We start from the raw sequence: 19,919 nt of genomic DNA, 5'->3' as shown, positions 1-19,919 counted from the left end.
ATCGCCCCCTCCTTGCTTTACGTATGCTGGGAGTCGTGCCGTCCCCCTCCTCCGTACCCGACGCCGTCGCCGCTCGCCTGGACCGCTTCCTCGCGCTGATGCGCACCGAATCCCTCGAGTACGGCTCGGAGGCGGCGGGGTTCCTCGACGCAGCCGCCGCGACCCTCGTCGGAGGCAAGCGGCTCCGCGCCCGTTTCTGCCATGCCGGCTGGCGAGCCGTCGCCCGATTCCGGGACCGCGACGCCACGGAGTCCGACGTGCTCTGGGACACGTGCGCCGCCCTGGAGATCTTCCAGTCGGCCGCGCTCGTCCACGACGACCTGATCGACAACTCCGACACGCGCCGTGGCCGGCCGGCCGCGCACAGGGCCCTGGAGGCGTCGCACCGTGACGCGGGATGGTCGGGTGACGCGGAGGCCTTCGGCCATGCCTCCGCCGTGCTGCTCGGGGACCTCCTCGTGGCGTGGAGCGACGACCTGCTGGAGTCCGCTCTGGACGGTCACGCCCACGCTCGCGCCGTGCGGGGCGAGTACGCGCGCATGCGCCGCGATGTGACGACCGGGCAGTTCCTCGACATCGCGGAGGAATCGGCCTGGAGCGTCAACGACGGCGGGCTGCACGCCGAGCGCGCGCTGCGCGTGGTCTCGCTCAAGTCCGCCCGCTACAGCATCGAGCAGCCCCTCGTGCTCGGCGGAGCCCTCGCCGGCGCGGAGGACGATCAGATGGCGGCGCTGCGGAGCTTCGGACACCCGATCGGCATGGCCTTCCAGCTGCGCGACGACATCCTCGGCGTCTTCGGCGATTCCTCCGTGACAGGCAAGCCCGCCGGCGACGATCTGCGCGAGGGCAAGCGGACGGTCCTCGTCGCGCTCACGAGGCAGGCGCTGGACGCCTCGGCGAGGAACCTCCTCGACGAGATGCTCGGCGACCCGGAGCTCACCGCGCAGCAGGTGTCGTTCCTGCAGGCGACGATCGCGGAATCCGGAGCGCTCGAACGCGTCGAGACGATGATCTCCGACTACGCCCGTGAAGCCGACCGCGCCCTCTCGGGTGCGCGCCTGGACAACGCGGCGGTCGGCGAGCTGCGCGATCTCGCCCGCGCGGCGACCGTGCGGTCGGCCTGAAGCCGATCGTCCGTCAGGCGAGCGTGCGAGCGAGTCGACGGACCGCGCTCTTGTGACCCGCGAGGAGGGCGGCGATCGGCGACCGGCCGAGGCTCTCCTCGTCCTCGAGCAGCCAGTCGATCAGCTCGTCGTCGGTGAAGCCCGCGTCCTGCAGCACGATGATGGTCCCGCGCAGGGAGCTCAGCGGATGCCCGTCGACGATGAAGATCGAGGGCACCGCGAACACGCCGCCGCGTCGCGAGCCGACGAGGTAGTGCTCGTCGATCAGGCGACGGACGCGGCCGAGCGGCTCATCCAGCACCTCGACGAGGTCGGGCATGGTCAGCCACTCGACAGCAGGGTTCTCCACAACGTTCTCAGACACGTTGCCCACTATCTCACCTCCCATCGGATGCCGCATGTCGGCACTCCAGTCACATCTTTCACTTGCGTCACTTCTGTTGACTTCTGTTTACATCCGTGTCAGCGTGAAGTGCTCGAAAAGGGGGACCCTTGAGACAGAACACCGCCACGCGTCGCACGCGATATCTTCAGCTCGGCATGCCGGCCGCCGTCATCGGCGCCCTGGCCGGAACCCTCGTCGCGGCGCCGGCGGAGTCCGCCCCGTCGCCCAGTGTCGAGCGACAGCGCTCCGCACCGCTCGGGTTGGTCCCCGCCGAGGCCCCTCCGGCCGCCTACGTCGTGCAGCCCGGTGACACCGTCTCCGCGGTCGCGGGCCGATTCGGGCTCGCGACGGTCGACGTCCTGACCTGGAACGGCCTCTCCTGGCGTTCGGTGATCTACCCCGGGCAGACGCTGACACTGCAGGCTCCGGCCGTGGTGGTCGCCGCCCCGGCGGTCGTGGAGGCCGTCGGACCCGCATCGACCGCCCACACCGTCGTCTCCGGCGACACCGTGTACGCGATCGCGGCGCAGTACGGCACCACCGTCGACGCCGTGCTGGGTGCGAACGGCCTGACCCGCGACTCCGTCATCTATCCGGGTCAGGCTCTCGTCGTGTCCGGTGCCGCTGCACCTGCTGCGGCGCCCGCAGCAGCACCCGCGACCTCGGTCGCACCGGCCGCGACGCACGTCGTCGTCGCCGGCGACACCGTCTTCGGCATCGCACAGGCCTACGGCACGACCACCCAGACGCTGTTCGCGCTGAACGGGCTCGATTCATCCTCGATCATCTACCCGGGGCAGACGCTCGCCGTGCAGGGTGCACCGGCCCCCGCGGCGGCGGCTGCCGTCACTCCGGAAGCGACGGCCCTCACGGCCGAGCAGGCCGCGAACGCGGCGCTCATCATCCGTATCGGACGAGAGCTCGGCGTCTCGGACCGGGCGGTCGCGATCGCCCTCGCGACCGGGATGGTCGAGTCGGGGCTGCGCAATCTCGACTGGGGCGACCGCGACTCTCTCGGCATCTTCCAGCAGCGCCCGAGCACGGGGTGGGGTTCGCCCGAGCAGATCATGGACGCGGATCGCAGCACCCGGGTGTTCTACGGAGGCCCGAGCGACCCCAACGGCCTCACGACCCGCGGCCTGCTCGACATCCCCGGATGGGAGGGCATGGCCTTCACGGATGCGGCCCAGGCCGTGCAGATCTCGGCCTATCCGGACAAGTACGGCCAGTGGGAAGCGCAGGCATACACCTGGCTCGCCCTGCATGGCTGAGCGCCGTTCGGAAAACCCACAGCCCTCAGGGGTGAGCCGCTCCCCTGTCTTTCAGGCAGTTCTCCATAGAATTCTGACGTGACGACCAATCATCAGGCCGACCCCCTCATCGGGCGGCTTGTCGACGGCCGCTACCGTGTACGGGCGCGCATCGCCCGCGGTGGGATGGCCACGGTCTACGTCGCGACGGACCTCCGCCTCGAGCGCCGCATCGCCCTCAAGGTCATGCACGCGCACCTCAGCGATGACTCCGCCTTCCAGAGCCGGTTCATCCAGGAGGCGCGAGCCGCCGCCCGGCTCGCCGATCCGCACGTGGTCAACGTGTTCGACCAGGGCCAGGACGGCGAGCTCGCCTACCTCGTGATGGAGTACCTTCCCGGTATCACCCTCCGCGAGCTGCTGCGCGAGCAGAAGCGCCTCACGATCCCCCAGACGATCACGATCATGGACGCGATCCTCGCCGGTCTCTCCGCCGCGCACCGTGCCGGGATCGTGCATCGCGACGTGAAGCCGGAGAACGTGCTCCTCGCGGAGGACGGCCGTATCAAGATCGGTGACTTCGGCCTCGCCAGGGCCACGACGGCGAACACGGCGACCGGGCAGCAGCTGCTCGGCACGATCGCCTACCTGGCCCCCGAGCTCGTGACCCGCGGCACCGCCGACGCGCGGAGCGACATCTACGCGCTCGGAATCATGCTCTACGAGATGCTGGTCGGCGAGCAGCCCTACAAGGGCGAGCAGCCGATGCAGATCGCGTTCCAGCACGCCACCGAGTCGGTCCCCCGTCCGAGCGTGCGCAATCCGGCCGTACCCGAGCCCCTCGACGAGCTCGTCCTCTGGGCGACCGAGAAGTCCCCGGACGAACGACCGGATGACGCCCAGCAGATGCTCGACCGTCTGCGGGAGATCGAGCGCGAGCTGGGCATCGCTCCGGCGGTCGCCGCCGCGACGATGTCGCAGCGCAGCCAGGGCGACTCGGGCGACCTCACCAAGGTGCTGCCCGGCACGATGGTGATCGCCGACCCGACGGCACCGGCGCCCGCGCCGATCGACAACGCGACGGTCCTTCGCCGTCGCGCGTCGCGTCGACGCGCACGTGGCGCGTTCCTGCTCACGCTCGTCCTGCTCCTCGCCGTTCTCGCCGGTGGAGTCGGCTGGTGGTTCGGCTCGGGGCCCGGGTCGCTGATCGCCGTGCCGGATGTCGCCGGCTCGACCTACGAGCAGGCCGCCGAGGCGCTCACCGCGGAAGGGCTCACCCCCTTGCGGGGCGAGGAGTACTCGGTCGACGTCGAGAAGGATCTGGCGATCCGCACCGATCCGCAGGCCGGCGACCGACTGGAGAAGAACGGCGAGGTGACCGTGCTGATCTCGCTCGGGCCTGAGCCGCACTCGATCGAGACCCTCAACGGCAAGACCGAGGACGAGGCGCGCGCCTATCTGGACGCGCTGAACGTCACGGTCCCCGACGAGACCCTGGAACTGTTCTCGGATGCCGACGAGGGGATCGTCATCAACGCGTACGTGACGCCGCGTGCCGGCGGCGACGCCTACGAGTGCGGCGAGGGATGCGACCTCTTCGAAGCCGACACCGTCGACCTCTTCGTCTCGCTGGGATCGCTGCCCGACGTCTCCGACACCTCCGTGCAGCAGGCGACCCAGGCGCTCACCGACAAGGGTTTGAACGTGCTCGACGAACGCGTCGAGCAGTACAGCGACACGATCGCCGAGGGCCGGGTCATCGGCTACGCCGACCGCTCCGAGTCGGGCAACTGGCGTCCCGGTGACGACATGCGGCTGATCGTCTCCCTGGGGCCCGAGCCCATCGAGATCCCCGACGTGTCCGGCATCTCGATCCGCGATGCCGTCAAGCAGCTGCAGGACGCCGGATTCAAGCCGGTCACTGCGGCGCCGGAACTCGTCTGGGACATCTTCACCGCGACGCGCACCGACCCGAAGGCCGGAGAGTCCCGCGTACGCGGGACGGAGGTGCGCGTCTTCGCCGCGGGGTGATGTCGCCGACGCCCCTCGCCCGAAAGACGACAGACGCAGAGAACCCGCCCTCCCGATCATCCGGGGGGCGGGTTCTCTGCGTTCGACGAAAGCCGTCGACTCAGCGCTTCTCGAGCTCCTCCGCGACGAGGAACGCCAGCTCGAGCGACTGCATGTGGTTCAGGCGCGGGTCGCACAGGCTCTCGTAGCGCGTGGCGAGTGCTGCCTCGTCGATCTGCTCGGATCCGCCGAGGCACTCGGTGACATCGTCTCCCGTGAGCTCGACGTGGATGCCGCCGGGGAACGTGCCCACCGCGCGATGCGCCTCGAAGAAGCCGCGCACCTCGTCGACGACGTCGTCGAAGCGACGGGTCTTGTAGCCGGTCGGGGTCGTGATGCCGTTGCCGTGCATCGGATCCGTCACCCACAGCGGCTGCGCGCCGGAGTCGCGCACGGCCTCCAGCAGCGGGGGCAGGGCGTCGCGGATCTTCCCCGCACCCATGCGCGTGATGAAGGTCAGTCGGCCGGGCTCGCGCTCGGGGTCGAGCTTGTCGATCAGCGCGAGCGCGGTCTCCGGCGTGGTCGTCGGGCCGAGCTTCACACCGATGGGGTTGCGGATCTTCGAGAAGTAGTCGACGTGCGCGCCGTCGAGCTCGCGGGTGCGCTCACCGATCCACAGGAAGTGCGCCGAGGTGTTGTACGGCGTGTCCGTGCGCGAGTCGATGCGCGTCATCGGGCGCTCGTAGTCCATCAGCAGACCCTCGTGGCCGGTGAAGAACTCGACGCGCTTCAGCTCGTCGAAGTCGGCGCCCGCGGCCTCCATGAACTTGATGGCGCGGTCGATCTCGGCGGCCATGCGCTCGTAGCGCTGGTTGGCGGGGTTCTGCGCGAAGCCCTTGTTCCACGAGTGCACCTCGCGGAGGTCGGCGAAGCCGCCCTGGGTGAAGGCGCGGATGAGGTTCAGGGTGGAGACAGCCGTGTGGTACCCCTGCAGCAGGCGACCGGGATCGGCCTGACGGGAGCCCTCGGTGAAGTCGTAGCCGTTGACGATGTCGCCGCGGTACGCCGGAAGCGTGACGTCACCGCGGGTCTCGCTGTCGCTCGAGCGGGGCTTGGCGAACTGTCCGGCCATGCGCCCCATCTTGACGATGGGCATCGAGGCGCCGTAGGTGAGCACGACGGCCATCTGCAGCACCGTCTTGATGCGGTTGCGGATCTGCTCGGCGGTCGCGCCGGCGAAGGTCTCGGCGCAGTCGCCGCCCTGGAGCAGGAAGGCCTTTCCGGATGCTGCGCGCGCGAGGCGATCACGGAGGTTGTCGACCTCACCCGCGAAGACCAGCGGCGGGAGAGCGGCGATCTGGCGGGAGACGTCGGCGACGCGGTCCGCGTCGGGCCACTGCGGCTGCTGCTTGATGGGAAGCGAGCGCCATGCATCAAGGGCGTCGATGTGGTGCGGGAGCATGCCTCAAGCCTAGTGGTCGGCGTGCACCCTGGACGCTCCGCTAGCGCCGTGTGACACGGGAGGGAAGACGGTCCTTCACGGTCGAGGCGTAGACGTCCTCGTACTCCTGCTGACCGAGACGATGCAGGGCCACCATGATCTCGTCGGTGACGGAGCGCAGGATGTACCTGTCGTTCTCCATCCCGGCGTAGCGGGAGAAGTCGAGCGGCTCTCCGATGACGATCCCGACGCGCATGATGCGGGGAAGCCGCTGGCCGATCGGCATGGCCGTGTCGGTGTCGACCATGATCACGGGGACGACGGGGACCTTGGCCTCGAGCGCCATCCGTGCGATGCCGGTGCGTCCGCGGTACAGCTTGCCGTCGGGGCTTCGCGTGCCCTCCGGGTAGATGCCGAGCAGGTCGCCGCCGCCGAGCACCTGCAGACCGGTGTTCAGAGAAGCCTCCGAGGCCTTGCCTCCGGATCGGTCGATCGGGATCTGCCCCGTGGCCTTCATGAAGAACTTGGTCGCGAAGCCCTTCAGGCCGCGGCCCGTGAAGTAGTCGCTCTTGGCGAGGAAGGACATCGGGCGATCGATCACCAGCGGCAGGAAGATGGAGTCCGCGAATGAGAGATGGTTGCTGGCGAGGATCGCCGCCCCGTTCGCGGGCACGTTCTTGCGGCCCACGATCCAGGGACGGAAGATCGCCTTGACCACGGGGCCGATCACGACGTACTTCATCAGCCAGTAGAACATCGAGGTGAAGTCTAGCGCCGCGTCCGGCATCCGCTTCGGCGATCTTCGATCGGGATGCACGATCGCGACTCAGTTCCACACGAGGTGCGACGGGGTGTCATGCCCTAGACTCAAGACCACACACGTGCCCGACCGGTACCGAAGGAGCTGCCGTGGTCCAGTTTGAAGTCCCCGCGATCGTCCCCGCCGACCCCGACGCAAACGTCTCGGACCTCTTGTTCCAGCGCGTCAAGGCCACCCCCGACCGCGCGCTGTTCTCGGTGCCCGAGGGCGAAGGCTGGCGCGACATCTCCGCCGCCGACTTCCAGACGGCCGTGATCGCCCTGGCGAAGGGATTCGCCGCCGCAGGCATCCAGCCGGGCGAGAAGGTCGGCTTCCTCGCGCGCACGACGTACGAGTGGACGCTGGTCGATTTCGCGCTCTTCTACGCCGGCGCCGTGATGGTCCCGATCTACGAGACCAGCTCCCCCTCTCAGATCCAGTGGATCCTCGAGGACTCCGGGGCGATCGCCCTCGTGGTCGAATCTCCGGAGCACTTCGCCCGCGTCGACGAGGTGCGCGGCGACCTTCCCCTGATCCGCGAGGTCTGGCAGCTGCACCTCGGCGCCATCGACACGCTCACGGCGCAGGGCGCAGCGGTCACCGACGAGGAGATCGAGCGTCGCCGCAACCTCGCCGTCGGCTCCGACATCGCCACCCTCATCTACACCTCGGGCTCCACCGGTCGCCCGAAGGGCTGCGTGCTCACGCACAGCAACTTCGTCGAGCTCACCCGCAACTCCGCGAAGGCCCTCGACGCGGTCGTGCAGACGCCAGGCGCCTCGACCCTCCTGTTCATCACGACGGCTCACGTCTTCGCGCGCTTCATCTCGATCCTCGACATCCACGCGGGCGTCCGCACCGGTCACCAGCCCGACACGCGACAGCTCCTGCCCGCCCTGGGCTCGTTCAAGCCGACCTTCCTCCTCGCCGTCCCTCGCGTGTTCGAGAAGGTGTACAACTCCGCCGAGCAGAAGGCGGAGGCCGGTGGGAAGGGCAAGATCTTCCGCGCCGCGGCGGATGTCGCCATCGAGCACTCGAAGCTGCTCGAAGAAGGCAAGAAGATCCCCTTCGGGATGAAGCTGAAGTTCGCCCTCTTCAACAAGCTCGTCTACAGCAAGCTCCGCGCCGCGATGGGCGGGAACGTGGTCTACGCCGTGTCCGGCTCCGCTCCCCTGGGCCCGCGACTCGGTCACTTCTTCCACAGCCTCGGCGTCGTGATCCTCGAGGGCTACGGATTGACCGAGACGACGGCTCCCGCCACGGTGAACCTGGCCGACAAGTCGAAGATCGGCACGGTCGGTCCCGCGCTCCCAGGCGTCGGCGTGCGCCTCGGCGAGGATGGCGAGATCGAGGTGCGCGGCATCAACGTCTTCAAGGAGTACTGGAACAACCCCGAGGCCACGGCCGAGGCGTTCAGCGACGGCGGCTGGTTCCGCACCGGCGACATCGGCAGCTTCGACTCCGAGGGCTTCCTCACGATCACCGGTCGCAAGAAGGAGATCATCGTCACAGCCGGAGGCAAGAACGTCGCCCCCGCAGCGCTCGAGGACCCGATCCGGGCGAACCCGATCATCGGCCAGGTCGTCGTGGTCGGCGATCAGCGCCCGTTCATCTCGGCCCTGGTGACGCTCGACCCCGAGATGCTGCCGACGTGGCTCGCGAACAACGGCCTCGACGCCAAGATGACGCTGGTGGAGGCTTCCCGCAACGACGCCGTCCGGGCCGAGGTCCAGCGCGCCGTCGACGGCGCGAACGCCCGCGTGTCGCGCGCCGAGTCGATCCGCAAGTTCACGATCCTCGATTCGGAGTGGACCGAGGCATCGGGCCACCTGACGCCGAAGCTCTCCATCAAGCGCAACGTCATCATGAACGACTTCGCCGACGAGATCTCCGCGATCTACGACGAGCCGGTCTCGACGACCAACGTCGCGATCGGCGGCTGACCCGGCAGGTCGACCCACCCCCTTCCCGACGAACGGCCCCCTCGCGCACACGCGCAAGGGGGCCGTTCGGTGAGAAAGGGAACGCTCGGCGGCTAGAACCAGGCGCTCTCGCGCACCTCGCGCATCGCCTGCTTGCGGGTCTCCGGATCGAGACGCGACAGGAACAGCTTCCCGTCGAGGTGATCCGTCTCGTGCTGAAGCGCCTGGGCGAGGAGACCGTCGCCCTCGAGCACCACAGGATTCCCGTCGAGGTCGATCCCCTCGACGCGCGCCCACGGGTGCCGCTGCGCGTCGTGCCAGAGCCCGGGAACGGACAGGCAGCCCTCTCCGGTCGGCTCGGGTTCGCCCCGCACCTCCACGAGCACCGGGTTGAGCACGTAGCCGATGTCACCGTCGATGTTGTAGCTGAAGGCGCGCAACGCCACGCCGATCTGCGGGGCGGCCACTCCGGCTCGGCCAGGCAGCTCGACCGTCTCGACGAGGTCGGCCACCAGTGCGCGGACGCCGTCGTCGATGTCATCGATCGGGGCGCACACGGTACGCAGGACGGGGTCGCCGAAGATGCGGATCTCGCGGACGGCCATCAGGCGCCCTTCGCCCGCAGGCCCTCGACCAGGAGCGCGGCGAGTCGACGCGCGGCGACACGTGTCTCTGGCAGCAGGTTCGCGAACACGATGGTCCCTCCCCCGGCGATCTGCGGATCGTACGGCATCCGGATCACGCTCTTCGCGCGCGTGGCGAAGTGACTCTGCAGCTCGTTCAGGCGCACGAGGGGCGCGCCCGGTGTCGACTGGTTCAGCACGACGATCGCCTCTCGAGCCTGCTCGGCGTACCCGTTCGTCTCGAGCCAGGTGAGAGTCTCCGAGGCCAGTCGCGCTTCGTCGACGCTCAGCCCCGACACGATGATGATCTGGTCGGCCAGGTCGAGGGTCGCCGACATCACGGAGTGCACGATGCCCGTCCCCGTGTCCGTCAGCACGAGCGAGTAGTAGTGCGCGGCGACACCGGCGACGTCCCTGTAGTCGCTGTCGCTGAAGGCCTCGGCGATGCGGGGATCGGAATCGGAGGCGAGAACGTCGAGGCGGGTGGCATCGCGCGCCACGATGGCGGAGATGTCGTGATAACCCCGGACGTCGTCGTGGATGCGGACCAGATCGCGCACCGACTTGTTGTGAGCCGGACGGACGATGCGTTCCGCGAGGGTTCCTCGATCCGGATTGGCATCGACGGCGATCACGCGGTCGTCACGCGCGTCGGCCAGCGCCATGCCGAGCAGGGCGGTGATCGTCGTCTTGCCGACGCCGCCCTTGCGGGAGAGCACGGGCACGAACCGCGCCCCTCCGGGGAGAGGTGCGGCGATGCGAGCGCTGAGCGCCTTCCGCTCCCGGGCCCGCCGACCGTCGCCGATGTTGATTCGGCGTCCCGACACGGTGTAGAGGAAATGACTCCACGCGCCTTCGGGCTCGGGCTTCGTGAGGCGATGCGGGTCGAGCAGGCGATCGGCGGTGAGCAGATCGGCCGACTCCCGCGAGGAATCGCCCAGATCGTCCAGGCGCTTCGAGGTGAGCGTCACGTCGGCGCGGGCGGCCGCGCGCGTTGGCTGCGGAACGACGGACTTCTCGTCGGGAGTGGACACGGCGGCGGTCTCCTTCACGGCGGGCACTCCCGCGGCGGTGGCTGCGACGGGAGCCGCAGCCGAATCGACGGTCGCCCTCGCCAGGAATCGGGCTGCGACGGCCGCCTCTTCGGCGTGCGTCGCCGCGGCGGCCGGCTCGTTCGCGACGGGGACCGGCTCGGGGTCGGGTTCCGGCTCGGGTACGGGCTCAGGCTCCGGCTCCGGCTCCGGCTCCGGCTCCGGCTCAGGCTCCGGCTCCGGCTCCGGCTCCGGCTCCAGCTCAGGCTCAGGCTCAGGCTCAGGCTCAGGCTCAGGCTCAGGCTCAGGCTCCTCGACGATCGTCGCCGATTTTGGCTCCTCGACATCCGGCTCCTGGTCGATCGGCTCCTCGACGTCCGGCTCCAGTTCCGCTTCGTGGATGGTCTCCTCGGGCGCGGCCTCTTCCGCCGAGGGGGCGGCGGCCACCGGTTCGTCGATCACGATGGGCCCGATGATGATGCCCGGAACCTCCTTCGGCGACGGGTCGGCCTTGGCGGCCTCGGCAACCTTGTCGTCTCCCGGAGACCGGGACTTCAGCACCGCCGGAGTCACGGCGGCGGGCACGGCCTTCGCCGCGGATGCCACCTGCGAAGCCGTGACGATGGGCAGTTCGTCGACGATGAGGTCGCCGACGACTTCTCCCTCGACGACGCCCTCGTCATCGAGGTCGTCGTCATCGTCCTTCGGCAGCGACACGCTCACCTGCGCCGTTCCGCCGAGGATGCCGATGACGGCCGTGTCCACGGACGCGGCGTCATCGAGCACCCCCAGCGGGTTCTCCTCGGGTTCTGCGGTGTTCTTCGGGGTCACGATGTCACTCCAAGCCTGCGCGGGCCTCGGGTGCGCACACGGTGCGCGGCCCTCGCCCGCACAAGATTAGTGCGCGGGACGGATGACGACCAAAAGATCTCCGGCATCCACCTGCTGCGTCTCGGCGATCGCGTGACGCTCGATCACGCCGTCGACGGGCGCGGTGATGGCCGCTTCCATCTTCATCGCCTCGATCGAGGCGATCGGCTCGCCGGCCCGGACGGCAGCGCCGACCTCGGCCTTGAGCGTGACGACACCGGAGAACGGAGCGGCGACCTGGCCGGGGACGTTGGTGTCCGCCCGCTCGGCCTCGTGCGCGTCCACCGCGACGGACCTGTCTCGCACGAAGACAGGTCGGAGCTGCCCGTTCAGAGTCGTCATCACGGTCCGCATGCCCTTGTCGTCGGCGTCGCCGATGGCCTCCAGACCGATGAACAGCTGCACGCCGCGGTCGATCTCGATGCGATGCTCCTGTCCCTGCACGAGTCCGAAGAGGTAGTCGCTCGTGTCGAGGACGGAGAGGTCGCCGAAGAGCTCGCGCCGCTCGGTGTACTCCGCGGTGGGCGCAGGGAACAGCAGGGAGTTGAGCCGCGCACGCCGCTCGGCGCTGGAACCGGCGAGAGCGGCCTCGTCCTCCGCGCTGATCTGCGTGAGCCCGGTGCGCACCGAGCGTCCGGCGAGGACCTTGGTGCGGAACGGCTCCGGCCATCCTCCGGGGAGGTCGCCCAGCTCGCCCGCCATGAATCCGACGACCGAGTCCGGCACGTCGTACTTCTCCGGGTTCGCCTCGAAGTCCGCAGGATCCGCCTTCACGGCGGCGAGATGCAGCGCGAGGTCGCCGACGACCTTCGATGACGGCGTCACCTTCGGAACGCGCCCGAGGATGCGGTCGGCCGCGGCGTACATGTCCTCGATGAGCTCGAAGTCATCCGCGAGACCGAGGGCCTTCGCCTGCTGGCGGAGGTTCGACAGCTGCCCGCCGGGGATCTCGTGGTGGTACACGCGGCCCGTGGGTCCGGGAAGCCCCGACTCGAACGGCGCGTACTGCCGGCGCACCGCCTCCCAGTACGGCTCGAGATCGGACACCGCGTCGAGGGAGATGCCGCTGTCCCGATCGGTGTGCGCGAGCGCCGCGACGAGCGAGGACAGCGACGGCTGGCTGGTGGTTCCGGAGAGCGGTGCCGACGCGGCATCCACGGCATCCACTCCGACCGCGCTGGCTGCGAGGAGCGTAGCCAGCTGGCCGCCCGGCGTGTCGTGCGTGTGCAGGTGGACAGGGAGGTCGAAGCGCTCGCGCAGCGCTGCGACGAGCTTCGCTGCAGCCGCGGGCCTCAGGAGCCCCGCCATGTCCTTGATCGCGATGATGTGCGCCCCGGCCGCGACGATCTGGTCGGCGAGACCGAGGTAGTAGTCGAGCGTGTAGAGGTTCTCGGCCGGGTCGAGGAGGTCGCCGGTGTAGCAGAGGGCCACCTCGGCGACCGCGGTGCCGGTGTTGCGCACGGCCTCGATGGCGGGGCGCATCTGCTCCACGTCGTTGAGGGCGTCGAAGATCCGGAAGATGTCGACCCCGCTCGCGGCTGCCTCGGCGACGAACGCCTCGGTGACCCCCGTCGGGTACGGCGTGTAGCCGACTGTGTTGCGTCCGCGCAGCAGCATCTGGATCGCGACGTTCGGCAGCGCGGCGCGCAGCTTGTCGAGTCGCTCCCAGGGGTCCTCGCCGAGGAAGCGCAGCGCGACGTCGTACGTCGCACCGCCCCAGGCCTCGACGGACAGCAGGCCCGGCGTGAGCCGCGCCAGGTACGGAGCAGCCGCGACGAGGTCCTTGGTGCGCACGCGCGTGGCCAGCAGCGACTGGTGCGCGTCGCGGAAGGTGGTGTCGGTGATCGCGAGTGCCGTCTGCTCGCGGAGGCTCCGGGCGAAGCCCTCCGGACCGAGCTCGAGCAGCCGCTGACGCGACCCGGCGATCGGCTCGGTCGAGAGATCGACGACGGGGAGCTTCGCGACCGGGTCGATGACACCGGGGTGCGCGCCGTGGGGCTTGTTGACGGTGACGTCGACCAGCCAGTTCAGGAGCTTCGTGCCGCGGTCCTTCGAGACCCGACCGCGCAGGAGCTCCGGCCGCTCGTCGATGAAGGAGGTGCTCACGTCGCCCGCGATGAAGGCGTCGTCGTCGAGCAGGGCCTGGAGGAAGGGGATGTTCGTCGAGACGCCGCGGATGCGGAACTCCGCCAGCGCGCGCCGGGCACGCGCGACGGCCGCGGGGAAGTCGCGACCGCGGCAGGTCAGCTTCGCCAGCATCGAGTCGAAGTGCGGGCTGATCTGCGCCCCCTGATGCACCGTGCCTCCGTCGAGGCGGATGCCGGCGCCGCCGGGTGAGCGGTAGGTCGTGATCTTGCCGGTGTCGGGGCGGAAGCCCTGCGTCGGGTCCTCGGTGGTGATGCGGCACTGCAGCGCAGCCCCCCGCAGGTGCAGGTTCTGCTGCTGCAGTCCCAGCTCCGCGAGAGTCTGGCCCGCGGCGATCCGCATCTGACTCTGCACGAGGTCGACGTCGGTGACCTCCTCGGTCACGGTGTGCTCGACCTGGATGCGCGGGTTCATCTCGATGAAGACGACCTCGCCCGTGCGCTCGCCCGCCGTCTCCAGCAGGAACTCGACGGTACCGGCGTTCTCGTAGCCGATCGAGCGGGCGAAGGCGACCGCGTAGCCGTGGAGTGCGGTGCGGATGCTGTCGTCCAGATTCGGCGCCGGAGCGATCTCGACGACCTTCTGGTGGCGCCGCTGCACCGAGCAGTCGCGCTCGAACAGGTGCACGGTCTCGCCGGTCTTGTCGGCGAGGATCTGCACCTCGATGTGCCGGGGGCGCACCACGGCCTGCTCCAGGAACATCCGGGCGTCGCCGAAGGCGCTCGCAGCCTCCCGCATCGCCTCGGCCAGAGCGGGTGCGAGATCACCCGCGGTCTCGACGCGACGCATGCCGCGGCCGCCGCCGCCCGCCACCGCCTTGGCGAAGAGCGGGAAGCCGATGTCCTCCGCCTGGGCGACGAGCGCCTCGACGTCGTCGGATGCCTCGGTCGAACGCAGCACCGGCACTCCGGCCTCGATCGCGTGCCGCTTCGCCTCGACCTTGTTGCCCGCCATCTCGAGCACCTTCGCCGGCGGGCCGATGAAGACGATGCCGTTGGCCGCCGCCTTCTCCGCGAGCTCCGGGTTCTCCGACAGGAAGCCGTATCCGGGGTAGATCGCATCCGCTCCCGCCTCCAGCGCGACGCGGATGATCTCGTCGACGTTCAGGTACGCGCGGACGGGGTGACCGCGTTCGCCGATCTCGTAGGCCTCATCGGCCTTGAGTCGATGGACGGACCCGCGGTCCTCATGGGGGAAGACCGCGACGGTGCGCGCCCCCACCTCGTACGCCGCTCGGAAGGCCCGGATCGCGATCTCGCCGCGGTTGGCCACAAGGATCTTCTGGAACATGCACACCTCTGAGAGCTCGATGCACGGCGTTTTCGGCGTGCAGGGGCGGGGCTGAGTGTTCCCTCAGCCTAGGGGAAGGTAACGTGGTGTTCGTGCACGTACTCAGCGTCAGCTCTCTCAAGGGGGGCGTCGGCAAGACGACCGTGACACTCGGGCTGGCCTCAGCGGCTTTCGCCCGAGGAGTCCGGACTCTCGTCGTCGACCTCGACCCGCAGTCCGACGTCTCCACCGGGATGGACATCCAGGTGGCCGGACGACTCAACATCGCCGATGTCCTGGCGAACCCGAAGGAGAAGGTCGTCCGTCAGGCGATCACCTCCAGCGGATGGGCGAAAGTGCACCCCGGCACGATCGACGTGCTCATCGGGAGCCCCTCCGCCATCAACTTCGACGGGCCGCACCCGAGCGTCCGCGACGTCTGGAAGCTCGAAGAGGCACTCGCGGCCGTCGAAGCCGACTACGACCTCGTGCTCATCGACTGCGCGCCGTCGCTGAACGCGCTCACCCGCACGGCCTGGGCCGCCAGCGACCGCGTCATGGTGGTCACCGAGCCCGGCCTGTTCTCGGTCGCCGCCGCGGACCGCGCCCTCCGCGCGATCGAGGAGATCCGCCGCGGCCTCTCCCCTCGTCTTCAGCCGCTCGGCATCGTCGTGAACCGCGTGCGCCCGCAGTCGATCGAGCACCAGTTCCGCATCAAGGAGCTCCGCGACATGTTCGGGCCCCTCGTGCTCGCTCCGCAGCTGCCCGAGCGCACCTCGCTGCAGCAGGCGCAGGGCGCGGCGAAGCCGCTGCACATCTGGCCGGGAGACTCCGCGCAGGAGCTCGCCGCCGACTTCGATCAGCTGCTCGACCGGATCATCCGCACCGGGCGCATCGCGCTTCCCGAGAACGCCTGACGCTTCGGCAAGCTCTGCGACCCGACAAGGAGCGCAGAGCTCCCCCTCAGGCCCCTGAGCCTGTCGAAGGGTGGGTCCCTGAGCCTGTCGAAGGGTGGATCAGGCGGAGCGCTTCGAGCGGCGCGCGGAGAGCTCGTCGACCGGGTCCGGTGCGGTCGGGTCGAAGGCGACGAGCGTCGACTCGACCTCGCGGAGCACCTTGCCCACGGCGATGCCGAACACGCCCTGGCCGCGGCTGACGAGGTCGATGACCTCGTCGTTCGACGTGCACAGGTAGACGGAGGCGCCATCGCTCATCAGCGTGGTGCCGGCGAGATCGCGGATGCCGGCACGGCGCAGCTCTTCGACAGCGGTACGGATCTGCTGCAGCGAGATGCCGGTGTCGAGGAGGCTCTTGACGAGCTTCAGGACCAGGATGTCGCGGAAGCCGTAGAGACGCTGCGAGCCGGAGCCGCTCGCGCCGCGGACGGTGGGCTCGACCAGCTCGGTGCGGGCCCAGTAATCCAGCTGACGGTAGGTGATGCCGGCGGCACGAGCGGCGACGGCACCGCGGTAGCCGACCTCGTCGTCCATGGCGGGGAGACCGTCCGTGAAGAGGAGTTCGGGTACGAACCGCGGGTCGCCTGTGAGCTCATCCGCATTCATCTGAAATCCTCCCTGGAACGGTTATCTCCACGGTAGAGCAGTGCTCGGGCACCGGCAATGACATCCGTGGGACGTCGAAGGTGTGTCGCAATCAGTTCGTTACGAAAGCACACGCGACAGCGCGTCCTTGACGAAGAGCGAGCGCACTTCGTCGATCTTCGTCGCCAGCTCGGGAGCGAGTTCGCTGGCCTTCGCGCGGGAGGCGGCATCCGTCCGTCGCAACAGCGACGACATCGCCGACTCGATGAGAGCGACCTCGCGCTCGGCCCCCTGACGGAGGGAGCGCAGGTGCCGGGGCTCGATCCCGTGGCGATCCAGCGCGACGAGTCCGCGCAGGAGCGTCACCGTCGCCTCGGGGTAGTTCTCCTGGGCGGTGATGACACCGGTGCTGATCGCGTCGTTCAGCAGCTGGGGTCCTGCTCCTGCCGCCGCGAGGAGCTCTGCCCGACGATAGCGACGCGGCGCCGGCGTGATCGACGGAGGCGGCGCGAGCGAGGCCTCCCCCGCAGAGCTGTCCAGCTGCTCGCGGATCACGCTCAGCGGCAGGTAGTGATCCCGCTGGAGGGTGAGTCCGAGACGGAGCCGCTCGATGTCGGCCGTCGAGAACTTGCGGTAGCCGGACTCGGTGCGCGAGGGGCTGACGATGCCCTGCACCTCGAGGAAACGCAGCTTGCTGGAGGTCAGATCGGGGAACTCCGGAGTGAGACGCGCGAGCACCTGACCGATACTCAGCAGGCCCGCGGACGCAGAGCGTTCGCGGGCGGGAGTGGCCGCCATCAGGCGTTCGCCGCCTGGCGGTCGTGCGGAGAGGCGAAGAAGTTCAGTCGGAACTTGCCGACGCGCAGCTCGGAGCCGTCGACCAGCGCACTGCGGTCGACCCGCTCGCCGTTGACGTACGTCCCGTTGAGCGAGCGCTGGTCGATGATCTCGAACGTCGTGCCGGTGCGCGTGATCTCCGCGTGACGGCGAGAGACGGTCACGTCATCGAAGAAGATGTCGGCCTCGGGGTGGCGTCCGACCGTCGTCACATCGGTGTCGAGGAGGTAGCGGGCACCGGCGAGGGCGCCCGAGCGCACCAGCAACAGGGCCGATCCCGACGGCAACGCCGCGATGGCGGTCTGCTCGACGTCGGTGAGCTCCACGCCGAACGGCACGAAGGACAGGTCCGAATCGTGTCCGAACGTCTGCGTCACGTCATGCTTCTGTTCACCAGAGCGGTGGATCGCGGCTTCTCCGGCCGGTCGGCTGTCGCTGTCAGTCACTGTGCCCTCCTAGGCTGTCCAGACTAACGGATGCCGAGGGGCTCGCGGGAGGCCGCATGCATACTCAGCCGTCACATACCGGCTCTTCATAGGGTGGACCTGTGAAGACCAAAGCCCTGCGCCTCTCCGCCGCCCCCGTCGCTCTCGCCGCGACGCTCCTCGCCGCCTTCCTCGTGCTCGCGTCCCCGCTCTCGGCATCCGCGCACGACGCGCTCACGTCGTCGAACCCGGCAGCCGACAGCGAAGTCGAGACGCTCCCCGCCGAGCTGACGCTCACCTTCAGCGCCAAGCTGATCGACGGCGAGGGCGCCACCGAGGTCGTCGTCACGGACTCCGCGGGCAACGCGGTCACGGATGGACCCGCGACGGTCGACGGCGCCGTGGTGACGCAGCCGCTGGTGTCCTCCGCCCCGGCAGGCGAATACCACGTGATCTGGAAGGTCGTCTCGAGCGACGGGCACCCGACCTCCGACGAGTTCTTCTTCACCGTGACGACCGGTTCCTCCCCGACGCCGACCGAGCAGCCCAGCGCCGCGCCGACGACCGCGGCCCCGAGCGAAGCGGCATCCGCAACGCCGGAGGCGACGCTCACTCCGGCACCCGACGCAGACGACGGTTCGGGTTCGACCGTGTGGATCTGGGTGATCTCGATCGTCGGCATCCTGGTCGCCGTCGGAGTCGCCGTCTGGCTGTCCGTGCGCGGCCGCCGAGGAGGCGCCGAGCCCGGTTCCGAGCCCTCTTCGGAGCGATAGGCTTAACGCATGCCCCATTACGATGTCGTCATCCTCGGTGCCGGTCCTGGTGGATACGTCGCCGCCGTCCGCAGCGCACAGCTCGGCCTCTCCACGGCCATCATCGAAGAGAAGTACTGGGGCGGTGTCTGCCTCAACGTGGGCTGCATCCCCTCCAAGGCACTGCTCAAGAACGCGGAGCTCGCGCACACCCTGAACCACAAGGCCGACTTCTTCGGCATCTCGGGTGAGTTCACGATCGACTACGGCAAGGCGTTCGACCGCAGCCGCGTGGTCGCCGACGGCCGCGTCAAGGGCATCCACTTCCTGATGAAGAAGAACAAGGTGACCGAGTACGACGGTCGCGGCACCTTCACCGGCCCGAAGGCGATCTCGGTCGCCAAGGCCGACGGCTCCACCGAAGAGGTGACCTTCGACAACGCGATCATCGCCACCGGCTCGAAGGTGCGCCTGCTCCCCGGCGTCCAGCTGAGCGACAACGTCGTGACCTACGAGGAGCAGATCCTCAGCCGCGAGCTGCCGAAGTCGATCGTCATCGTAGGCGCCGGCGCCATCGGCATGGAGTTCGCCTACGTCATGACGAACTACGGCGTGAAGGTCACCATCATCGAGTTCCTCGACCGCGCCCTCCCCAACGAGGACGCCGACGTGTCGAAGGAGATCACGAAGCAGTACAAGAACTACGGCGTCGACATCCTCACCTCGACCAAGGTCGAGACGGTCGTCGACAACGGCTCCTCCGTCACCGTGACCTACACGGCCAAGGACGGCCAGCAGTCGTCGATCGAGGCCGACAAGGTGCTCATGTCGGTCGGCTTCGCCCCGAACACCGAGGGCTTCGGCCTCGAGGCGACCGGTGTGAAGCTCACCGAGCGCGGTGCGATCGACATCGACGACCACATGCGCACGAACGTCGAGGGCATCTACGCGATCGGCGACGTGACCGCCAAGCTGCAGCTCGCCCACGTGGCCGAGGCGCAGGGCGTCGTCGCGGCCGAGACCATCGGCAAGGCCGAGACCATGACGCTCGGCGACTACCGCATGATGCCGCGTGCGACGTTCTGCTCCCCCCAGGTCGCCTCGTTCGGCCTCACCGAGCAGCAGGCGAAGGACGAGGGGCGCGACATCAAGGTCGTCAGCTTCCCGTTCATGGCCAACGGCAAGGCGCACGGCCTCGGCGAGCCCGTCGGCTTCGTCAAGCTCATCGCCGACGCCGAGCACCTCGAGCTCATCGGCGCGCACATGATCGGCCCGGACGTCGCCGAGCTCCTGCCCGAGCTGACCCTCGCGCAGAAGTGGGACCTCACCGCGCTCGAGCTGGCCCGCAACGTGCACACCCACCCGACGCTGTCGGAGGCGCTGCAGGAGGGCTTCCACGGCCTCGCAGGGCACATGATCAACTTCTGACGCGACGCGTCAAGGTTGAGTGAGCGAAGCGAGTCGAAACCCCGCACGCGAAGCGCGAAGGCCCCGG

Annotated in this window: 16 protein-coding genes; 7 read left to right on the top strand and 9 right to left on the bottom strand. The window is 69.0% G+C overall.

Features of this window, described 5'->3' with window-relative positions; translation table 11 throughout:
• Positions 1 to 23: 23 nt before the first annotated feature.
• Positions 24 to 1,124 (top strand): polyprenyl synthetase family protein, encoded by a 1,101-nt coding sequence (locus DC434_RS18625; RefSeq protein WP_116636807.1) that lies wholly within the window; start codon positions 24 to 26, stop codon positions 1,122 to 1,124.
• A 13-nt stretch (positions 1,125 to 1,137) separates the two neighbouring features.
• Here DC434_RS18625 and DC434_RS18620 read toward each other — a convergent pair whose 3' ends face one another.
• Positions 1,138 to 1,512 (bottom strand): Rv2175c family DNA-binding protein, encoded by a 375-nt coding sequence (locus DC434_RS18620; protein ID WP_116636872.1) that lies wholly within the window; start codon positions 1,510 to 1,512, stop codon positions 1,138 to 1,140.
• A gap of 104 nt (positions 1,513 to 1,616) precedes the next feature.
• Between DC434_RS18620 and DC434_RS18615 the strand changes: the two genes are divergently transcribed.
• Positions 1,617 to 2,780: a LysM peptidoglycan-binding domain-containing protein gene (locus DC434_RS18615; protein WP_116636806.1), complete on the top strand. Its 1,164-nt coding sequence runs from the start codon at positions 1,617 to 1,619 to the stop codon at positions 2,778 to 2,780.
• 78 nt (positions 2,781 to 2,858) lie between these two features.
• A complete protein-coding gene (pknB, locus tag DC434_RS18610) occupies positions 2,859 to 4,790 on the top strand; it encodes a Stk1 family PASTA domain-containing Ser/Thr kinase (RefSeq protein ID WP_116636805.1) in 1,932 nt (643 codons plus the stop codon).
• A 100-nt stretch (positions 4,791 to 4,890) separates the two neighbouring features.
• Here the strand turns inward: pknB and DC434_RS18605 are convergent, their stop codons facing one another.
• Positions 4,891 to 6,231 carry a 3-deoxy-7-phosphoheptulonate synthase class II gene (locus DC434_RS18605; RefSeq protein WP_116636804.1) on the bottom strand — a complete coding sequence of 447 codons (1,341 nt, stop codon included), beginning with the start codon at positions 6,229 to 6,231 and terminating at the stop codon, positions 4,891 to 4,893.
• A gap of 40 nt (positions 6,232 to 6,271) precedes the next feature.
• Positions 6,272 to 6,967: a lysophospholipid acyltransferase family protein gene (locus DC434_RS18600; protein WP_116636871.1), complete on the bottom strand. Its 696-nt coding sequence runs from the start codon at positions 6,965 to 6,967 to the stop codon at positions 6,272 to 6,274.
• Between the two features lie 152 nt (positions 6,968 to 7,119).
• Between DC434_RS18600 and DC434_RS18595 the strand changes: the two genes are divergently transcribed.
• Complete coding sequence (locus DC434_RS18595) at positions 7,120 to 8,952, top strand: AMP-dependent synthetase/ligase (protein WP_116636803.1); 1,833 nt, start codon at positions 7,120 to 7,122, stop codon at positions 8,950 to 8,952.
• A 92-nt stretch (positions 8,953 to 9,044) separates the two neighbouring features.
• Here DC434_RS18595 and def read toward each other — a convergent pair whose 3' ends face one another.
• The 3 genes from def to DC434_RS18580 all read right to left on the bottom strand — a co-directional run bounded on the left by def (position 9,045) and on the right by DC434_RS18580 (position 14,890).
• Positions 9,045 to 9,536: a peptide deformylase gene (gene def, locus DC434_RS18590; protein WP_116636802.1), complete on the bottom strand. Its 492-nt coding sequence runs from the start codon at positions 9,534 to 9,536 to the stop codon at positions 9,045 to 9,047.
• Positions 9,536 to 11,416, bottom strand: a complete 1,881-nt coding sequence (locus tag DC434_RS18585) for a MinD/ParA family protein (protein WP_243409011.1) — start codon at positions 11,414 to 11,416, stop codon at positions 9,536 to 9,538. Before DC434_RS18585 ends, def begins: the two co-directional genes overlap by 1 nt.
• Positions 11,417 to 11,482: 66 nt before the next feature.
• Positions 11,483 to 14,890, bottom strand: coding sequence for a pyruvate carboxylase (locus tag DC434_RS18580; protein ID WP_116636801.1), 3,408 nt, complete (start codon positions 14,888 to 14,890; stop codon positions 11,483 to 11,485).
• 92 nt (positions 14,891 to 14,982) lie between these two features.
• Between DC434_RS18580 and DC434_RS18575 the strand changes: the two genes are divergently transcribed.
• The gene (locus DC434_RS18575; RefSeq protein WP_116636869.1) at positions 14,983 to 15,786 is read left to right on the top strand and encodes a ParA family protein; all 804 of its coding nucleotides are present in this window, start codon (positions 14,983 to 14,985) and stop codon (positions 15,784 to 15,786) included.
• A gap of 99 nt (positions 15,787 to 15,885) precedes the next feature.
• On the opposite strand, the gene DC434_RS18570 is transcribed toward DC434_RS18575, so the two are convergent.
• The 3 genes from DC434_RS18570 to DC434_RS18560 form a co-directional block, all read right to left on the bottom strand.
• Complete coding sequence (locus DC434_RS18570; RefSeq protein WP_116636800.1) at positions 15,886 to 16,431, bottom strand: MerR family transcriptional regulator; 546 nt, start codon at positions 16,429 to 16,431, stop codon at positions 15,886 to 15,888.
• A 99-nt stretch (positions 16,432 to 16,530) separates the two neighbouring features.
• Entirely contained in the window at positions 16,531 to 17,208 is a 678-nt protein-coding gene (locus tag DC434_RS18565) for a MerR family transcriptional regulator (RefSeq protein ID WP_116636799.1), read from the bottom strand.
• Positions 17,208 to 17,693: an FHA domain-containing protein gene (locus DC434_RS18560; protein ID WP_116636798.1), complete on the bottom strand. Its 486-nt coding sequence runs from the start codon at positions 17,691 to 17,693 to the stop codon at positions 17,208 to 17,210. The genes DC434_RS18565 and DC434_RS18560 overlap by 1 nt, the downstream gene beginning before the upstream one ends.
• 101 nt (positions 17,694 to 17,794) lie before the next feature.
• Here DC434_RS18560 and DC434_RS18555 point away from each other — a divergent pair, with 101 nt between their 5' ends.
• Both DC434_RS18555 and lpdA read left to right on the top strand, forming a co-directional pair.
• The gene (locus DC434_RS18555; RefSeq protein ID WP_116636797.1) at positions 17,795 to 18,445 is read left to right on the top strand and encodes a copper resistance CopC family protein; all 651 of its coding nucleotides are present in this window, start codon (positions 17,795 to 17,797) and stop codon (positions 18,443 to 18,445) included.
• A gap of 9 nt (positions 18,446 to 18,454) precedes the next feature.
• Complete coding sequence (gene lpdA, locus DC434_RS18550; protein WP_116636796.1) at positions 18,455 to 19,852, top strand: dihydrolipoyl dehydrogenase; 1,398 nt, start codon at positions 18,455 to 18,457, stop codon at positions 19,850 to 19,852.
• The last annotated feature ends 67 nt before the right edge of the window (positions 19,853 to 19,919 follow it).

Source organism: Microbacterium sp. TPD7012 (assembly GCF_003075395.1).
GTDB lineage: Bacteria > Actinomycetota > Actinomycetes > Actinomycetales > Microbacteriaceae > Microbacterium.
This window is presented reverse-complemented; position numbering and strand designations above follow the sequence as displayed.

What these genes read in the sequence shown, in the direction of transcription:
- DC434_RS18570 (WP_116636800.1), bottom strand. Translation starts at nt 16,431, where the DNA reads ATGAATGCGGATGAGCTCACAGGCGACCCGCGGTTCGTACCCGAACTC.
- DC434_RS18625 (WP_116636807.1), top strand. Translation starts at nt 24, where the DNA reads ATGCTGGGAGTCGTGCCGTCCCCCTCCTCCGTACCCGACGCCGTCGCC.
- DC434_RS18580 (WP_116636801.1), bottom strand. Translation starts at nt 14,890, where the DNA reads ATGTTCCAGAAGATCCTTGTGGCCAACCGCGGCGAGATCGCGATCCGG.
- DC434_RS18620 (WP_116636872.1), bottom strand. Translation starts at nt 1,512, where the DNA reads ATGGGAGGTGAGATAGTGGGCAACGTGTCTGAGAACGTTGTGGAGAAC.
- def (WP_116636802.1), bottom strand. Translation starts at nt 9,536, where the DNA reads ATGGCCGTCCGCGAGATCCGCATCTTCGGCGACCCCGTCCTGCGTACC.
- DC434_RS18605 (WP_116636804.1), bottom strand. Translation starts at nt 6,231, where the DNA reads ATGCTCCCGCACCACATCGACGCCCTTGATGCATGGCGCTCGCTTCCC.
- lpdA (WP_116636796.1), top strand. Translation starts at nt 18,455, where the DNA reads ATGCCCCATTACGATGTCGTCATCCTCGGTGCCGGTCCTGGTGGATAC.
- DC434_RS18600 (WP_116636871.1), bottom strand. Translation starts at nt 6,967, where the DNA reads ATGTTCTACTGGCTGATGAAGTACGTCGTGATCGGCCCCGTGGTCAAG.
- DC434_RS18565 (WP_116636799.1), bottom strand. Translation starts at nt 17,208, where the DNA reads ATGGCGGCCACTCCCGCCCGCGAACGCTCTGCGTCCGCGGGCCTGCTG.